Below are 15,525 nucleotides of genomic sequence, written 5' to 3'. Positions count from 1 at the left end.
TTGGGCGCGTGTTGCCGCCTTGCGGCTTTTCTTGCCGAGCGAAATATTTCGCCGTGGGCTACTTGCCCGACCCCGCTTGCGACGATGCGCTCGATTCCGATCCCGTTGACCCTGAATTTGTGGCATTTCCGCCCGAATCCGTTGAGCCAGAGCCAGAGCTGTTTGCGTTGTTGGAATTTGAATTCGTATTATTGCTGGAAGTTTGGCCGGAGCCTGAGTCGCTTGAGGATGGGCTGTTGTTGCCGCTTGCGGAGCTCGAGTTCTCCGATCCCGAATTCGTGTTGCTGGAGTTTGTGCCCGATTCAGTTGCGGATGAAGAGTTGGAAGCGTTCTGCGTCGAATTCTGTTGAGGGGATTGCGGAGCGCTGTTCTTCTCGTTTTCGTTTTGAGTTGTTGTCTCGGCCTTCTTGGCATCATGGGCTTTTTCGGTGTCATTGCTGGTCGCAGCGCTGCTTTCGTCTGCAAGCTGGCTCGTTACGACTTCACCGGTGAACGGGGCTACTTTTGTACCGATGCCTTCGCCACCGGTGAACATAAGCACGAGGCCCGCGAACAGCAGGATTGCCGCAAGGGACGAGGCGACTGAAACCGCGAGCACGCGGCACTGCATGGTCTTTTGTTTTTGGGCCTCAATCTCGACGACGCCCGTTGCGTGGCTCGCATTGCCCGTATGGCCGGCTGCGCTATTGATGCGCGGCGTATTCGATTGGGCGCCTTGAGCGGCTTGGCTGCCGCGCATGTCGTGCGCATCGGCTCCAACGATTTGGCCTGCGGATAGAACGCTCGTTTCGGCGGAATTGGCCGACGGGACCGCCGCTTCGTTGAATGCGCGCGTCGCCGTGCCCACCGAAGGCAGCGTGGTGGTTTCGGCGCCCTCGAATGGTGCGCGTGTGATGGGTATAACGGTGGTTTGCGCGTGTGCGAAGCTTTGGGTTGCGCTTTGGGCGGCAACGGCGTTAGCCGCCGCATTTTCTTCCTCGTTGTCGCTCGAGGCAAAGCCGCGAAGTTTTTCGGCTGACCCCGCCAGGAATTTTTTGTAAAGCTGCGATGAAACGGTCGACACGACCGAGCCTACGGCGACGCCGATAACCGAGCCGGCAATGCCAATTTGGGCAGAAAGCAGCATCGAGGTCACCGCGGCCAAAGCACCTGCGGTGACCTGTGAAACCGAAAGCCCCTCAAAAAGGCCCTTGATTCCGGTTGGGTTGGGGGTTTCGGCTTCAGCCTTGGGCGAGATAACGACGGTTTTTGCCGCCGAATCGGCGCGCTGGTTGCGGTTTTCTTGACTGTATGCGCGTCTGTCCATGGTTGCCTCCTATCAAATAAAAGCAAGCGCTCGATTGGCTTGCGGTAAATGCGTTTGGTACGAGTCGAACATATCGCGCGTTCGCACAATGGGAAGAATCTGAATCGAAACGTTACCTCGGCGCCACGGAACCGCGACAAACATAAGAGACGGGGGATGGGCTTTGCAGGGACGGGATATTCGAGCGCGGGCCTTCGCGCCGATGGGCACTTGTGGGGATGAGGAAGAGAGGCAAGGTGCGAGAAGAGAGGGAAGGAGTGTAGAAGGTCCGTTCATATGCATGCAATACGAGTCTGCTACGATTGGCCGCGACAGGCAATTGCGAAAAAAGGGGCTCCGAGGTCGGTGAGATGACGGCAGTGAGTCGGGGCCTCAGAGCACCTTGATGTCCTGCGGCCCCGAACCGTCCGTTCGACTTGCTAGCCGCGCTTGATCTTCGCGGCGATGCGGTCGGCGACGGACATGTTTTCACGGCGGTCGCCGCCCCAGAACGAAATCGACACCATGCCGGGCCCAACATGGCTGCCGATGGTGGCACCAATATTGTGCTGTACCACGGTGATGCTCTCGTCTTGTTTGGCCAAAAGATCTCGCAGCGCTTCGGCGTCTTTCGGGCAGTCGGCGTTGCCGATGAGCACTACGGGCGAACCACCTTGCGTGTCATGCTCTTTTGCGAAGAAATCGGCCATTTGCTTCAGGCCCTTCTTGCGCCCACGCGCGGCGCCCGTGAGCGCCAAGTGCCCCGACGTATCGAAGGTGAGCAGGGGTTTCACATTGAGTGCCGAGCCCGCTGCGGCAACCGATGCGGGAATGCGTCCGCCGCGGTGCAGCGCATCAAGGTCGTCGACCATGAAAGCGGTTTGCACGAAGTAGCGCGCCTGTTCGGCCCACTCGACCAGCTCTTCTGCAGAAAGCCCCGAATCGCGCTGACGCAACGCCTCAAGAACGAGCAAGCCCTCGGGCGTAGAGCCGATCATAAGGTCGACCAAATAGAGCGGAGCATCGGGGAATTCCTCTTTCACCTGGGCAAGCAACGCCGCCGCAGTTGAGTAGTTCGACGAAAGGCCGCTCGAGAAACATAGGTATACCGTGGGAATGCCGTTTTCGGCAGCGCGGCGCCATGCCGCTTCGATTGCCGCCGGCGAAGCCTGCGAGGTGCTCGGCGTTTCTCCATTGCGAATCTTCTCGTAGAACTCGTGCGGCGTGATGGATTGATAGAAATCGTCCTCGTGGTCGCCATCGCTCATGACGTAATTGAAGTTCAGCGTATCGACGCCTTCGATTTGCAGCATGCTCAGCGGCAAATCGCAGCATGAATCGATGATTAAATTGCATTCCGCGGCCATGGAATCCCTTTCTCTCACACATATACGCAAAAGTCTACCATGGTTGACGCGGGGAATCGCTAGATATTCCAGCGGGCTTCGAATCGCTGAAGCAGGAACGAATAGAACTTATCGGCCTGCTCGTTCGAGCCGCCGTGGCGCGTTCGCGCGACTTCGATGGTGCGTACGAATCCCGGCTCAAGAATGGGAGCAAGGCGCGCGCCGGCGCCAAGCTCGCCCCAGCTGTGTTCGGGCCAAAAGCCAACGCCGAGGCCAAGGCCGATCATCTTGCGCACGACCGATGGATTATCGCTCTCGAAGGCGATTGTGGGGCGAAACCCCAGTTTGGCGCATTGCGACAGGCAGAGGTTGCTGATGTTGCGCGAGCCTGCGAGCATGATGAAGCCGCTGTTTTGCACCTGGGCCAGCGAAATCGCTTCGCCGCGGCCGTTGGCCAAGGCGTCGCTCGCTGCGATGTCGCGCTCTTCGCCTCCGAGTCTCTCGCCTTTTCCTGGATTGTCGCGAAAACCTGCGTCGGGCTCTTTGGTTTCGCGCAACGCGCACTCCTCGGTTTCGTCGCCGTTCGTTGTGGGCACGGCGAGCATGATGCGTTCCTTGAATAGGCGCGCGCCCTTCGCTTCCGGCGTTTTCCCGTTTGCATGCGCACTTCGATGTCGCACGGTTCAATTTTGCTGGCGGTTTCGCTGCTCACAATCTGAAACTTTGCCGCGGGGTGTTGAGCGCGCCATTCCGCGACGGCGTCAACGACGATGTTCGAGGCCGAAACAACGTTGATGCGCACAATCGAGCTGCGCTCTTCGTCGAACCGCGCAAGCTCGCTGGTCGCCGAGTCGATTTCTCCCACCGCTTTCGCGATGCGTTTGCTGTAGAAGCGGCCTGCTTCAGTAAGGCGAATGCCGCGCCCTTCTGGCTCGAAAAGCTGTACGCCCAGTTCTCGCTCGAGGCGGCTAATCGCTTGGGTGAGCGAGGGCTGCGATACGCGAAGTTTCTGGGCGCTGTGCGTGACGTGCTCGCTTTCCGCAACTTCCAGAAAATATCTCAACTGCAAAAGCTCCATGGCGCTCCCTTCGTTTTCTTGAATCATAATGTAAAAGTGATGATAAATAACCAATTCATATATTAGACGCTATGATGCGCGCGAACTATTCTCAAAGGGTTTGAAATCCGAGAAATCGAGGGTGCAATGGCGGAATTTCTTGAAGCGGTCATGCTGGTTTGTTTTGGCTTGTCGTGGCCGATGAATGCGTATAAGGCGGCGAAGGCGCGCACGGCTGCGGGCACAAGCTGGCAGTTCATTTTGCTTATTACGTTGGGCTACGTTGCCGGTATTGCGGCGAAGTTCGTATCGGGCCAAATCAACTGGGTGCTGGCGGTCTATTTCCTGAACATGATTGCCATCGCGGCGAACTGGATCGTGTACTTCCGCAATGTGAAGCTCGATGCTGTTGCGGCGGGCCGCTATCAGGAAAAACACGATGCGCGACGCGAGGCGCTGCGTGCGGAAAGCGTCGATGAGCTGCTTAAAGATGGCGGCAAAGATCCGAAAACCGCGAAATATGGCGCCTCGATGGAGGGCGTCGAAGCCGAAGAGGCCAAGAAATTCCAGAAGTGATAGGGCCGAATGGCGCGGCGTTCGCGCGGCAGCGGCCTAACGTTGTTGCCTGCACGCATGCGCTGAGCCTGCGTAAGTCCGCAGCTCATGCGGGCGCGGAACGCGAAATACTCAGCCCGATTTGCCCGCGCGGTTTCGGCACCTCTATGCAACGAAGGCTCGCCTGCGGTAGGCGAGCCTTCGTGTTTTTGCGTCAAAAAACGCATTGTCTAAGATGCGCTATCTCGTTTGATACTCGCGCATAAGCTCGGCAAATGCGGGCATCGAATTCACGATGGTCTCATGGGCGACGCAGTAGCTTACGCGCAGCCAGCCCTCGACGCCGAAGCTGTTGCTGGGAACGAGCAGCAGCTCATGTGCCTTCGCGGCCTCGGCGAAAGCCTGAGCGTCGGGTTCGAGCGCGCGAACCCACAAGTAGAATGCGCCTTGGGGCGCAACGCACTCGTAGCCGAGTTTCGTAAGGCCGCCATACAGGGCTTCGCGGTTCTTCGCATAGGCCTCAACATCGCTCGGCTCGTCGACGCAGCGCTCGATGACGTACTGCAGAAGCGACGGGGCGCACACGAAGCCAAGCGCGCGGCCCGCGCCGCACACGGCGTTGAAGGTGTGCTCCCAGTCGGGCATGGTGTTGGGAACCAGAATGTAGCCAATGCGCTCGCCCGGCAGGCTGAGCGATTTGGAATACGAGTAGCACACGAGCGTGTTCTCGTAGATAGGCGGAACGAACGGCACGCGCACGTTGCCGTAGACGATTTCGCGATACGGCTCATCGGCGATGATGTAAATGGTGGTGCCGAATTCGTCCTGCTTGCGGCGCAGCGCGTTGGCGAGTTCGATCAAGTCGCATTCGGGGTACACCGAGCCAACTGGGTTGTTGGGCGAATTAATCACGATGGCCTTGGTTTTCGGCGTAATGGCGCCTTCGATGGCCTCGATGTTCATTTGGAAATCGTCGCGGCGAGCGGGCACCTCGATGCAGTTGCAGCCGGCGTTTTCAATCCAAACCTTGTATTCGGGGAAATAGGGCGAAATCACGATGAACTCGTCGCCCGGGTTTCCAACGGCGTTGAAGCAGATGGAAAGCGATGCGGCGGCGCCGCAGGTCATGTAGATGTTCGCACCTTCGTACGACGTATCGAAGCGGCGGTTGAGCGATGCGGCCACGGCGGCGCGAACGCTCGGTGCGCCCTGGCTGGGGGTGTAGCCGTGCACTTGGGCGGGGGGCTGCTCCATCACATCGAGAATTGCTCGCTTAACCGCTTCGGGCGCCGGAACGCTGGGGTTGCCGATGCTGAAGTCGAAGACGTTATCCTCGCCGATTTCGGCCTTGCGTGCTTGGCCGTATGCGAACAGCTCGCGAATCGCCGACGGTTCGCTGCCCAACTCGTACATGCGTTGATTGATCATGGTGCCCTCGTTTCCCCGCGCGCGCCTACGGGCGGCGTTGCTGGTTTCCTTCACGCGTCTATGATAAAGCGCAAAGGGCGAGAAAGTTGGGGAATGGAATCTTTTTTCTGCAGATGGAAACGCTGCCTTAGCTCTTTCTGGTGTGAATGAGGTGGCGAATTGCTTCAATCGCGTGTCCGCGGAACATTGCCCTGGGGCCCGCATAGGCCATGGCGCGGCGTTGCCATGCCGATTCGGTGGATGTGTAGCAATGGCTCTTGCACGTTTTGCATGCGGGGCGCGGCTCGCGTCGGCACAGTGCTCGGCGAACTTCGCCGTAGCGCAAATGTGCGGCGCATTCGGGGCAAAGGCGCGGAATCTTGTGCTGGGGATACATGCCCACGGCGGTGGCTTCGCTTTCGTATGGCGTGCGGTCGGCGGCGGCGTGGTGGTCGGCGCAATAGATTTCCGTCATGCCAGCGAGCGTTACGATGTCGCGTGCGATTTCCTTTTCGGCAATGCGGTTAAGAATGCGCGCACGATGTTTCTTCCACGCTTTTGCGGCGGCTTGGTTTGCGGCCGCGGCTATGTCGGCTCCATCGAGGCGGGGCGCGTGCTGTTTGGCGGCTATTTCGGCTGCGGCCTTAGTTTCTCGAGCCGGGGTCGCCTCGGCAGAGGTTGCGTTGGCTGTGGCGCCTGCGGCTTCGGCTGATTCGTTCCGGGTCTTCGTTGTTAGGTCGCTTTCGGTCGATTTCCTTTCGGGCTCGACGAGGGCATCGTGTTCGCTCGTTTTGGCCATTAGTTTTCTGCCTTTCGCAGCTGCGCATTGCGTGCTCCATCGAGAATACCCAGCTCAAAGCACTTCTCGACATAAATTTTATTCGCGACGCTCGTTGCCGCCGAAAGCGCGAGTCGACGTTCAGGTGAAAGGTCGGCGGCGTTGCTTACCTGGAGGGCGAATGCGGGGCCGTCTGGTTTGCGGATGTCGCACGACCCAAGGTTCGTGTGGGCAATTTCGCCGCAGAAGAGCTGGCGAAGGCTTTCCTCTACCGCCTCGCAGAAGAAGTTGTATGCGTGGTCGATGCCGTGGGTCGCCGCCGAAACTCGCAGCAGCGAATGGATGTCGTCCATCGAGAATGTGCGTTTCATCAGGCAAATCACGGTAAGCATGGCAACATGGTTCGCGGTGTAGCGCTTGGCCTTCGGTGCGGGGATAATGCCTTGTTTCACATAGTTGTTCACCATGGAAGCTGTGAGCAGCTTTTCGTCGGGCGCCACGAGCGGGCGCAGTTGCGCATCTATATAGGTGAGCAACTGATCCATGTACAAGTCGATCGTGGGAATATCGGCATAGCGCGCCAGGCGCAGCTCGCGAATAAGCTCGACGTATTCCGCCTCGCTGAGTGCTTGGATATGTTTTGCTTTGCGTGTCATGGACGCAAGCGTAGCACGTCGCATGCTCCCGTGCGGGCACCGGAAACGTTACCGTTGCGAAGCGTCCAATCAAACTCCATATTGCTTGACACGGTTTTGCTGCGCACATAAGCTGGCTTTCAAAACGAGATGTATTGAACGCCGGCATCGCGCAAGCGTTGTTGGGTGAAGAAGGGAAGGCTCCATGATCGGCAACAACGGCATTAATGGCGCCATTAAGCAGGGGATTGAAAAAGTTCGTGGCCTCGGCGACGTCGTTGCCGCCGACGCAGCCGCGGTTTTTGGCGAGGCGGCGGAAGCGGCCGCAACTGCTGTGGCTACGGCGTCTGACGCCGCCGAGACGGTTGCCGCCACCGTGGCCGCCGCGGTAGGCGAAGGCGACGCGGAAAATCAGCGTATCGCCGTGCTGGTCGATTCCGCGACCGATGTGCCGCCGGAGGTCGTCGAAAAGTACGGCGTGTTCATCGCGCCCCTTCATGTGAACTATTCCGATGGCGACTTTCTCGATCGCGTGACTATTCAGCCCGAAGAAGTCTACCGTCGCTTCGAAACCGAAATTCCTAAAACCTCGACACCGGCGCCTGCCGATATCATGGCCCTGTTCGATCGAATTGCCGCTGAAGGCTACACCCATGTGATTGCCGTCACGATTTCCTCGGGGCTTTCGGGTACCTACGACTTGGTGCGCAGCATCGCATCCAGCCGTGCCGATTTGCAGTGCGCTGTGATTGACACGAAGAGCATCGGCATCGCTGCGGGCCTTACCGCAGTGCTCGTGTGCGAGCTCGTTGGCTCGGGCATGCCGTTCTCGCAGGTTATCGCCCGCGCCGAGGGTACCGCCGAGCGCTCCGAGGGCTTTTTCTGCGTGAACACGCTCGAGTATCTCTATAAAGGCGGCCGCATTGGCGCCGCGACGTACGCGATTGGCTCGAAGCTCGATATTCGCCCCACCATCAAGTGCAATGAAGAGGGCAAATACGTGGTGTGCGCGAAAAGCCACGGCCGCAAGGGCTCGCTGAAGAAGACCGTTTCGCTTGCGAAGAAGGTTGCTGCTGCCGCTCTCGAAGAGGGCCGCTCGGTTCGTTTCGCCGTGGCTCACGGCGACGCCGAGGCCGAAGCGCGCATCATTGCCGACGATTTGAAGGCCGAATTCCCTCAGGCAATCGACGTGATTTTCTGCCAAATCTCGCCCGCGCTCGTGGTGCATACCGGTCCTGGACTGGTGGGAGTTGGAGTTTCCGTTTTATAGCGCGCGGCGCGGTAGAATTCGGTTCGACGCATTTGCCGGCATAAAGCCGAATTCGTAAAGGAAAAACCCTATGGCCACACTGCAACAACTTCGCTACCTTATCGCCGTCGCGGAATACGGCTCCATCAATGCTGCCGCGCGCGAGCTGTTCGCGACGCAGTCGAACTTGTCCACGGCCATCAAAGACCTCGAGCAGGAGCTGGGCGTCACTATTTTCACGCGCAGCAATCGCGGCGTGGCGCTGACCAACGACGGCACCGAGCTTTTGGGCTATGCGCGCCAGGTAATCGAGCAGGCCGACATGCTCGAGCGCCGCTATGCCGAGCACGGCTCGAGCCATGTGCGCCTGGCTGTTTCCACGCAGCATTACGCCTTCAGCGTGCAGGCGTTCGTAAATGTGGCCGAAACCTGCACGGGCGATGAGTACGACCTGGTGCTGCGTGAGAGCACCACGGCCGAAATCATCGAAGACGTGCGCAGCTTCCGCAGTGAAATAGGCGTGCTGTATACCGACGATTTCAACAGGCGCGTGCTCGAACGCGCTTTTGAAGAAGCCGACGTGCGGTTCCACCCCTTGTTCGAGGCTTCTGCGCATGTGTTTGTGGGCGAGAGCCATCCGCTCGCGAAACGCGAGATCATCTCGCCTGAAGAATTGGCGGCTTATCCTCGCTATTCGTTCGAGCAGGGTACGGTGAACTCGTTTTATTATGCCGAAGAGCCGCTCGCGTGGCTGCCGAGCGCGCGCAATATTCGCTGTTCCGATCGCGGCACACTTTCGAATTTGCTTGTGAGCCATAACGGCTACACGCTTTCCACGGGCGTGCTTTCGAGCGAAATGTCGCACGGCATTGCAAGCGTTCCCCTCGATGCCGACGAGCGCATGCGCGTGGGCTACATCATGCATCGCGAACGCCGCCCGAGCGAACTTCTGCTGCATTATATCGACGAGCTGCATGCCATCGCGCAAACCGACCCCGATGTCGAGATGCTTGGGTAGCGCGATGGTTGGGTGGCGCGGTGCGCCGCTCGCTTTCTCTTTGGCGCCGTTTACCCGTCAGCGTGTAAACAACCTGTGACGACCTTCCTTTCCGTGGCTCCCCCGACACTACAATGAAGCGTTGTGTCAGGCTCACGTTCCTGATAAGGAAAGGAATTTCCCTATGTGCGGCATCATTGGATACATCGGAAGCTTGCAGGCGAAGGACGTTTTGATTCGCGGCCTGAAGCGCATGGAATACCGCGGCTACGATTCGGCGGGCATCGCCGTGCAAACGCCGCTGGGCCTCAACGTGAAGCACAAGGTTGGCAAGGTCGCCGGCCTTGAGGCCATGGTTGAGAGCATGGATATCGATGGCACGTGTGGCATTGGCCATACACGTTGGGCGACCCATGGTAAACCGAGCGAGAATAACGCGCACCCGCATACGGCCTGCGCGAACGATATCGCCGTGGTGCATAACGGCATCATTGAGAACTACGCCACGCTCAAAGAAGAGCTCATTGGTCGCGGGCACGTGTTCTCGAGCGAGACCGACACCGAAGTCATTGCCCATTTGGTTGAAGAAGCATACGACGGCGATTTGCTCGACGCTGTGCGCCGGGCGACCTATCGCTTGGCGGGCGCGTACGGCATCGCGGTTGTGTGCGATGCCGAGCCGGGCGTCATCGTGTGCGCCCGCAAAGATTCGCCCATCGTGGTGGGCCAGGGCAAAAGCGGCGCGCTCGTCGCGAGCGATATCGTGGCGCTTATCGACGAGACGCGCGATGTGGTCGTGCTCGAAGACGACACCTTCGCGAAGCTCACGTTTACGGACGGCGAGTCGACGATTGAATATTTCGACCAAGAAGGTAGCGAAATCCACCCGTCCGTCACGCATGTTGATTGGGATGTTTCCGCAGCTGAAAAGGGTGGTTTCCCTGATTTCATGTTGAAGGAAATCTATGAGGAGCCGCGCACGATTCGCGACACGCTTGCCGGTCGTATGGTGAACGGCCATTTACAGTTCGACGAGTTGTCGCTCAATTACGACGAGCTGGCGGCCATCGATCGCGTGTATATCATCGCGTGTGGCACGAGCTACCATGCGGGCCTTATCGCGAAGAACCTTATCGAGGCGTGGAGCCGTATTCCTTGCGAAGTCGAGGTGGCGAGCGAGTTCCGCTATCGAAACCCCATCATCACGCCCTCGACGCTTGTAGTCGCCGTGTCTCAGTCGGGCGAGACGGCAGATACGCTGGCCGCCATTCGCGATGCACGCATCAAGGGCGCGAAGGTGTTCGGCATCACCAATGTGGTGGGCAGCCCCGTGGCGCGCGAGAGTGACGGAGTAATTTACATCAAGGCAAACAAGGAAATCGCCGTGGCAGCAACGAAGAGCTTCTTGGGCCAGGTGGCGGCGCTCACGCTGCTCGCGATGCTGCTCGGCCAGCTGCGTGGCGGCCTTACGACGGCTCAAATTCGCATGTTGTTCCGCGAGATGGCGGATACCGCACAGCACATTGAACAAATCCTGGCCGACACGAGCGCTATCGAGGAAGCGGCGCTCGCATGCAAAGATGCGCAGAATGCCCTGTTCATTGGCCGTGGCATTGGCTCCACCATTTGCTACGAGGGCGCGCTGAAACTCAAGGAAATTTCCTACCTGCATGCCGAGGCGTATGCCGCCGGTGAAATGAAGCATGGCCCCATTGCGCTGCTCGACGAGGGCTTCCCTGTGATCGTGGTTGCCACGAAGAGCCCCACGTACGACAAGGTGATTTCCAATATTCAGGAATGCAAGGCCCGCGGCGCCCTTGTGGTGGCGATTGCCACCGAAGGCGACGAGGAAATCAAGAAGCATGCCGACCACGTGATATATATTCCGAAGGTGCGCGATTGCTTCAGCGCCATTACAGCGAGCGTGCCGCTGCAGCTGTTCGCCCGCGATATTGCCATCGCTCGCGGATGCGACGTCGACCAGCCCCGCAATTTGGCGAAGAGCGTCACGGTCGAGTAGTGGGTTCCGCCGTTCTTCCGAACGGCGGAACCTGCCGACGCTGCGCTGGGCCCTGGCGGCTGGTTTGTGCCGCCGTTCTGCCGAACGGCGGCGTTGTTGACGCTGCGCGCGGGCCGGGCACGCCATCTTGCCCCTTGTGCATGGCACGGCGCGTACCGAAGTACGCTTGGCCATGCGGCGGGACAACCTGGCGCACCGGGCCCGCGCTCGCTGACTTTTAGCGTGAATGGCGGCCGGGCCCGTTTGCCCGCAATGGCTTGACGCGTGGATTGTGAAGCGTTTTTGCACGCCTTCTTTATTGGCTAAACTGATGAATGCAGAAAACCATGCGCATAAAAGGAGGGTGTTGTGTCGGTTGGTTTGGGTGTAGATATCGTCGAAATCGAACGCATGCGGCGCATTTTGGATCGCACGCCGTCGTTTGCGCACAAGGTGTTCACCGATGCTGAGCAGGACTATTGCAACCGAAAGGGCAATCCGGCGACGCATTACGCCGCCCGATTCGCTGCGAAGGAAGCGGTGTGCAAAGCGCTCGGCACCGGCATTTTGGCAAGCGGCATAGGCATGCGCGACGTTGAAGTCGTGCGCGATTCCCACGGCAAACCCGCCATCGCGCTGCATGGCGCTGCTGCCCGCATCGCCGAAGAGCAGGGCGTTGTTGATGTGCCCCTGTCAATTACCTATACCCATTCGGTCGCGGTGGCCAATGCTGTGGCTATTACGAAGGCGTCGCAAGCCGAACGCGAAAAGCGCCGCGACGTGAAAGCCGAGCTTGCCCAGCAGTTCAAGGAAATGCGTGGCATGCTCGACGATTTGGGCGAGCAAACCGCAACGAGCGCCGAGGCCAAGGGTGCCGGCGAGCCGGTGTCCGAATAAGGAGACCCCAATTATGAAGACGATTACTTCGAAAAAGGCCGCGCGCCTGTTGCCGGGTCTTCTTCCTGACGATAATAAGTACACGCGCGGTTTGTGTGAACTCGTCGTGGGCGACCCGATTTATGCAGGTGCGGGTGTGCTTGCCGTAATGGCTGCGACGCGCATGGGCGCAGGCTATGTTCGCGCCTACACAAGCTTCGAGACCGCTGCCGCGCTGCGCGTGGTGCAGCCGTCGTGCGTCTGCCAACCCGTTGACGCGTTTGTGGAGCATCGTCATGCAGCGTGCGAGGGGCGCCCGTGCGCCGTTGTCGTAGGAAGCGGCTTTGCCGTAAGCGATGCGGCGAAGGCAACGGTGCTCGATGTGCTTAGGCTCACGCAGGCGCCCGTGCTTGTCGATGGCGGCGGGCTTGCGACGCTTGCAACCGACGAGGGCGCTTCCGCGCTGCGCGAGCGCTTCGTCGCGGGGCTTCCTACGGTTATTACCCCGCATAGGGGCGAGGCCGACCGCATTCTTGCAACGCTCAATACTGAAGAAGTCCAGGCATCGCGCACTCGTTGCGAAAAGAAAGGCATCCCGGCGGCGGCGTTTGACGCACTGCTTATTGCAAGGGCCTTTGGCGTGGTATGCGTGCTGAAGGGCCCCGATACCTATATCGCCGACGGCAATGAGGAAAGCGCCGATGATGTGCTCGTGCTCACGTGCGGCACGCCGGCGCTCGCGAAGGCGGGAACGGGCGACGTGCTCGCAGGCTCAATTGGCTCACTGCTCGCACGTGGCATGGAACCTAAAGATGCCTGCGCCTTGGGCGTGTTCGTGCACGCCCGCGCCGGTGTGCTTGCTGCTGCCGATTCCGCCGAGCTATGCGTAACGACGGAAGACGTGCTCGCGCACCTTCCGCATGCCATTCGTGCGCTCGACAGGAAACTGTAGGCGCTAGCAAACGCGACGATTCGTCAGCTTGACTGCCTTTTGGTGACGCGGCGTGCGATCGCCGATGAGGTTTCCCCAATTCGGCGGGTCGACCTTTGCCGTCCTCGCTTGGAGAGGCCTGTTTTAGCCGATCGTTGCAGGGGCCTTTCGAATTTCGCGTTTCGGTTTCCGATGTATTCGATTTGGAAACAACCTGCGCAAAACTCGTGCGTGCGACGGGAATTGGTCACATACTCGAACCATGCCAAATAAGTGGCTTGAGCGTAAGGAGGCTGCGATGGCAAACGACAACATTCAAGTAGAGGTGCTCGATTCGAGCAGCGAGTTCCGCCCCGGCCGAAAGGGCGGGTCGGTCAATTGGATGCAACTGCTTTCGGGCGTGCTGCTGTTGGTGTTCGGCCTTGTGTGCGTGTTCTGCCCGTTCGAGGTGCTCATGGGCATTTCTGCGATTATCGCCGTGTGCGTGATTGTCGCTGGTGGCATTGGCGTTGCTTCGTATGTGCGCTATCGCAACACGCTGTTTTCGCAAAGCGTATGGAGCCTGTTCTTCAGCGTCATGATCGCGCTGCTCGGTGTGTTGCTGCTCATGTTCCCCGCGGTTGGTGTGGCGACGATTGCGTGGGTTTTCGGCATTGGCGTCGTGCTTTTCGGCGTGGTTCAGCTTGTCGCGGCACGCCCGTTTTTCCTGGTGGGCGCGGGTCTTGGTTCCATGGTTGGCATTTCTGGCATCGCTGAAATCGTGCTCGGCGTGCTTATTTGCGTGTTCCCTTCCTCGATTGGCCTGTTCCTGGGCTTGTTCGCCATTGTGCATGCCGTCGACACCATCGTGTTCAGCCTGCCCATCGGGCGCGATCGCACGAACACGCTTTGGTAGGGGCGCCTTCATCAAGCTAGCCTTTTCATCAGGAATAGCGCGTAAATTTGGGCCATGGGGGTCTGCCGCGAATGCGGGCGTTGCTGCATGCTGTAAGGCAGCAACCCACACAAAGGAGGCCAGGCTATGGAAGAGATGTTCGCCATCAAGTGTCAAAATTGCGGCGGCCCTATGTATTCCCACCAGGCGACGCGAAGCTTCGATTGCGCATATTGCGGAACGAGCGTGCCGTGGGAGGCTGGCGGGCAGCAGCCGGCGGACACCGTTGGCATTCGCCATCAGCCGATTCAGATGGTCGACGGTCTGATGAAGCTGACTCACGTATCGCAGCTTGAGCCTGCGAAAGATGCCGATTGGTACTATTTCGAGCCTTACTGGCGCAATTCGTCGCTGCTCGAGTGGCTTTTCCAAGAAGACCGAGGAACCGCCGAAGAGCTTGAGCAGGCAACGCATGTGAGCATTCCGTGCCCTTTCTGCGGTGCCGCGTTTGAGGGCGAATCGACCCAGAGCGTGTTCGAGTGCCCTTCGTGCGGCAACAAAATCGGCGCGGGCGATTTGCTCAAGCCAGGTAAGTTCAGCAAGCGCCTTACGATGGGAACCGGTGCGGAATACGTTCCTGAGCAGGCGATTCCGTGCAGCATTTCCGAGCAGCAAGCCCGAGCGAATGCCCTTCAACTCGTGCGGCAGTACCCCGAGGTGTTCGCCGGCCACGCGGTTGAAGAGGCCATTCAAAGCCAGATGGTGCTCATGTATATCCCCGTCGCGCTTGCCGATTTGCGCATGATGGTGTCGTTTTCCGGCAAGGGAATGAAGAAAGAATCGCTCGTGTACTACGAGGTGCTCGATTGGCCGTATCCCAAAACGCACTACGTCGATGTGCCTCTCATGGGCCTTCTTGAGCCGTGGGATTTCTCGAAGGTTGTGCCGTTCGACCCCGCCATGGAAGAGGGAAATTTCCGCATCGTGGCGGTCGAAGGGATTCAGAAAGACAGCGCCGTCATCGACAAGCTCGCCTATTCAATCGCGGGCAACGACGCCGAAAGCGCGTTCGGCTTCAGCAAGAACAGCATGCGCCAGTGGTCGCGCAAGGTGAAAAAGCATGAGTCGGCGCTCATGCTCGTGCCGGTATTCTATGTCGATCGCCCGATTTCCGATGGCCGCGAGGGCGAACAGGTGCGCATTGCCGTGAACGGGCAAACGGGCCGCGCGGCTGCCGTCGTGTTTGACGAGAAGCGAGACACCCATGTGGTTGCGCCGCTGAGCCCGAGCGTGCACCTGTCGAGCGAGAGCACCGTGCATGCGACGCCTGTCGAAGTGCGTTACGTGAAATCGCCCTTCCTTTACGAGATTGTTCGAATTGGCGGCAACGCGGCGGCCGTTGGGGCCACCACGGCGAGCCAGGGCGTGCTTCGTGAGGAAAAGCGGAAGCGCAAGGGATTTCTGATCAGGCTTTTTGGAGATTAACCAAAGGGCGAGCGCATGCCTTCAGCGACCTTCGAGCCTAAGTCCGGGCTT

General features: G+C 59.2%; 14 protein-coding genes and 1 pseudogene. 8 read left to right on the top strand and 7 right to left on the bottom strand.

Annotation, left to right across the window (positions count from 1 at the left end; all coding sequences use genetic code 11):
- Nucleotides 1-58: 58 nt before the first annotated feature.
- The 4 genes and pseudogenes from DMP05_RS10055 to DMP05_RS10265 all read right to left on the bottom strand — a co-directional run.
- Nucleotides 59-1,306 (bottom strand): hypothetical protein, encoded by a 1,248-nt coding sequence (locus DMP05_RS10055; protein WP_244594992.1) that lies wholly within the window; start codon nucleotides 1,304-1,306, stop codon nucleotides 59-61.
- Between the two features lie 419 nt (nucleotides 1,307-1,725).
- Nucleotides 1,726-2,652, bottom strand: a complete 927-nt coding sequence (locus DMP05_RS01290; RefSeq protein ID WP_123218819.1) for a DegV family protein — start codon at nucleotides 2,650-2,652, stop codon at nucleotides 1,726-1,728.
- Between the two features lie 59 nt (nucleotides 2,653-2,711).
- Nucleotides 2,712-3,236, bottom strand: coding sequence for a LysR family transcriptional regulator substrate-binding protein (locus DMP05_RS01285; protein ID WP_123218818.1), 525 nt, complete (start codon nucleotides 3,234-3,236; stop codon nucleotides 2,712-2,714).
- A 347-nt stretch (nucleotides 3,237-3,583) separates the two neighbouring features.
- A pseudogene (locus tag DMP05_RS10265) lies at nucleotides 3,584-3,709 on the bottom strand (LysR family transcriptional regulator); the annotation flags it as partial.
- Nucleotides 3,710-3,835: 126 nt separating this feature from the next.
- On the opposite strand from DMP05_RS10265, the gene DMP05_RS10045 reads away from it, so the two are divergent.
- Nucleotides 3,836-4,264 carry a hypothetical protein gene (locus tag DMP05_RS10045; protein ID WP_244594990.1) on the top strand — a complete coding sequence of 143 codons (429 nt, stop codon included), beginning with the start codon at nucleotides 3,836-3,838 and terminating at the stop codon, nucleotides 4,262-4,264.
- Between the two features lie 219 nt (nucleotides 4,265-4,483).
- On the opposite strand, the gene DMP05_RS01270 is transcribed toward DMP05_RS10045, so the two are convergent.
- From DMP05_RS01270 to DMP05_RS01260, 3 genes are all read right to left on the bottom strand, one after another.
- Complete coding sequence (locus DMP05_RS01270; protein ID WP_123218817.1) at nucleotides 4,484-5,671, bottom strand: pyridoxal phosphate-dependent aminotransferase; 1,188 nt, start codon at nucleotides 5,669-5,671, stop codon at nucleotides 4,484-4,486.
- A gap of 127 nt (nucleotides 5,672-5,798) precedes the next feature.
- The gene (locus DMP05_RS01265) at nucleotides 5,799-6,449 is read right to left on the bottom strand and encodes a nitrous oxide-stimulated promoter family protein (protein WP_123218816.1); all 651 of its coding nucleotides are present in this window, start codon (nucleotides 6,447-6,449) and stop codon (nucleotides 5,799-5,801) included.
- Nucleotides 6,449-7,084: a DUF1836 domain-containing protein gene (locus DMP05_RS01260; RefSeq protein WP_161957436.1), complete on the bottom strand. Its 636-nt coding sequence runs from the start codon at nucleotides 7,082-7,084 to the stop codon at nucleotides 6,449-6,451. Before DMP05_RS01260 ends, DMP05_RS01265 begins: the two co-directional genes overlap by 1 nt.
- A gap of 184 nt (nucleotides 7,085-7,268) precedes the next feature.
- On the opposite strand from DMP05_RS01260, the gene DMP05_RS01255 reads away from it, so the two are divergent.
- The 7 genes from DMP05_RS01255 to DMP05_RS01225 all read left to right on the top strand — a co-directional run bounded on the left by DMP05_RS01255 (nucleotide 7,269) and on the right by DMP05_RS01225 (nucleotide 15,474).
- Complete coding sequence (locus tag DMP05_RS01255) at nucleotides 7,269-8,333, top strand: DegV family protein (RefSeq protein ID WP_123218814.1); 1,065 nt, start codon at nucleotides 7,269-7,271, stop codon at nucleotides 8,331-8,333.
- Between the two features lie 70 nt (nucleotides 8,334-8,403).
- A complete protein-coding gene (locus tag DMP05_RS01250; RefSeq protein WP_123218813.1) occupies nucleotides 8,404-9,330 on the top strand; it encodes a LysR family transcriptional regulator in 927 nt (308 codons plus the stop codon).
- 163 nt (nucleotides 9,331-9,493) lie between these two features.
- A complete protein-coding gene (gene glmS / locus DMP05_RS01245; protein ID WP_123218812.1) occupies nucleotides 9,494-11,329 on the top strand; it encodes a glutamine--fructose-6-phosphate transaminase (isomerizing) in 1,836 nt (611 codons plus the stop codon).
- A 348-nt stretch (nucleotides 11,330-11,677) separates the two neighbouring features.
- Nucleotides 11,678-12,205: a holo-ACP synthase gene (gene acpS, locus DMP05_RS01240; protein WP_123218811.1), complete on the top strand. Its 528-nt coding sequence runs from the start codon at nucleotides 11,678-11,680 to the stop codon at nucleotides 12,203-12,205.
- Nucleotides 12,206-12,218: 13 nt separating this feature from the next.
- Entirely contained in the window at nucleotides 12,219-13,136 is a 918-nt protein-coding gene (locus DMP05_RS01235; RefSeq protein ID WP_123218810.1) for an ADP-dependent NAD(P)H-hydrate dehydratase, read from the top strand.
- A 277-nt stretch (nucleotides 13,137-13,413) separates the two neighbouring features.
- Nucleotides 13,414-14,010, top strand: a complete 597-nt coding sequence (locus tag DMP05_RS01230; RefSeq protein WP_161957435.1) for an HdeD family acid-resistance protein — start codon at nucleotides 13,414-13,416, stop codon at nucleotides 14,008-14,010.
- A gap of 126 nt (nucleotides 14,011-14,136) precedes the next feature.
- Entirely contained in the window at nucleotides 14,137-15,474 is a 1,338-nt protein-coding gene (locus tag DMP05_RS01225) for a TFIIB-type zinc ribbon-containing protein (protein ID WP_123218809.1), read from the top strand.
- The last annotated feature ends 51 nt before the right edge of the window (nucleotides 15,475-15,525 follow it).

Source organism: Slackia isoflavoniconvertens (genome assembly GCF_003725955.1).
GTDB classification, from domain to species: Bacteria; Actinomycetota; Coriobacteriia; order Coriobacteriales; family Eggerthellaceae; genus Slackia; species Slackia isoflavoniconvertens.
The sequence above is the reverse complement of the archived record's forward strand: the minus strand, read 5'-3'. Positions and strand labels throughout refer to the sequence as shown.

Excerpts from the sequence above, each read along its gene's own strand:
- DMP05_RS01235 (WP_123218810.1), top strand. The coding sequence starts at position 12,219 with ATGAAGACGATTACTTCGAAAAAGGCCGCGCGCCTGTTGCCGGGTCTT.
- DMP05_RS01285 (WP_123218818.1), bottom strand. The coding sequence starts at position 3,236 with ATGCTCGCCGTGCCCACAACGAACGGCGACGAAACCGAGGAGTGCGCG.
- DMP05_RS01230 (WP_161957435.1), top strand. The coding sequence starts at position 13,414 with ATGGCAAACGACAACATTCAAGTAGAGGTGCTCGATTCGAGCAGCGAG.
- DMP05_RS01265 (WP_123218816.1), bottom strand. The coding sequence starts at position 6,449 with ATGGCCAAAACGAGCGAACACGATGCCCTCGTCGAGCCCGAAAGGAAA.
- DMP05_RS01260 (WP_161957436.1), bottom strand. The coding sequence starts at position 7,084 with ATGACACGCAAAGCAAAACATATCCAAGCACTCAGCGAGGCGGAATAC.
- DMP05_RS10055 (WP_244594992.1), bottom strand. The coding sequence starts at position 1,306 with ATGGACAGACGCGCATACAGTCAAGAAAACCGCAACCAGCGCGCCGAT.
- DMP05_RS01250 (WP_123218813.1), top strand. The coding sequence starts at position 8,404 with ATGGCCACACTGCAACAACTTCGCTACCTTATCGCCGTCGCGGAATAC.
- DMP05_RS01225 (WP_123218809.1), top strand. The coding sequence starts at position 14,137 with ATGGAAGAGATGTTCGCCATCAAGTGTCAAAATTGCGGCGGCCCTATG.
- DMP05_RS10045 (WP_244594990.1), top strand. The coding sequence starts at position 3,836 with ATGGCGGAATTTCTTGAAGCGGTCATGCTGGTTTGTTTTGGCTTGTCG.
- DMP05_RS01270 (WP_123218817.1), bottom strand. The coding sequence starts at position 5,671 with ATGATCAATCAACGCATGTACGAGTTGGGCAGCGAACCGTCGGCGATT.
- DMP05_RS01255 (WP_123218814.1), top strand. The coding sequence starts at position 7,269 with ATGATCGGCAACAACGGCATTAATGGCGCCATTAAGCAGGGGATTGAA.
- DMP05_RS01290 (WP_123218819.1), bottom strand. The coding sequence starts at position 2,652 with ATGGCCGCGGAATGCAATTTAATCATCGATTCATGCTGCGATTTGCCG.
- glmS (WP_123218812.1), top strand. The coding sequence starts at position 9,494 with ATGTGCGGCATCATTGGATACATCGGAAGCTTGCAGGCGAAGGACGTT.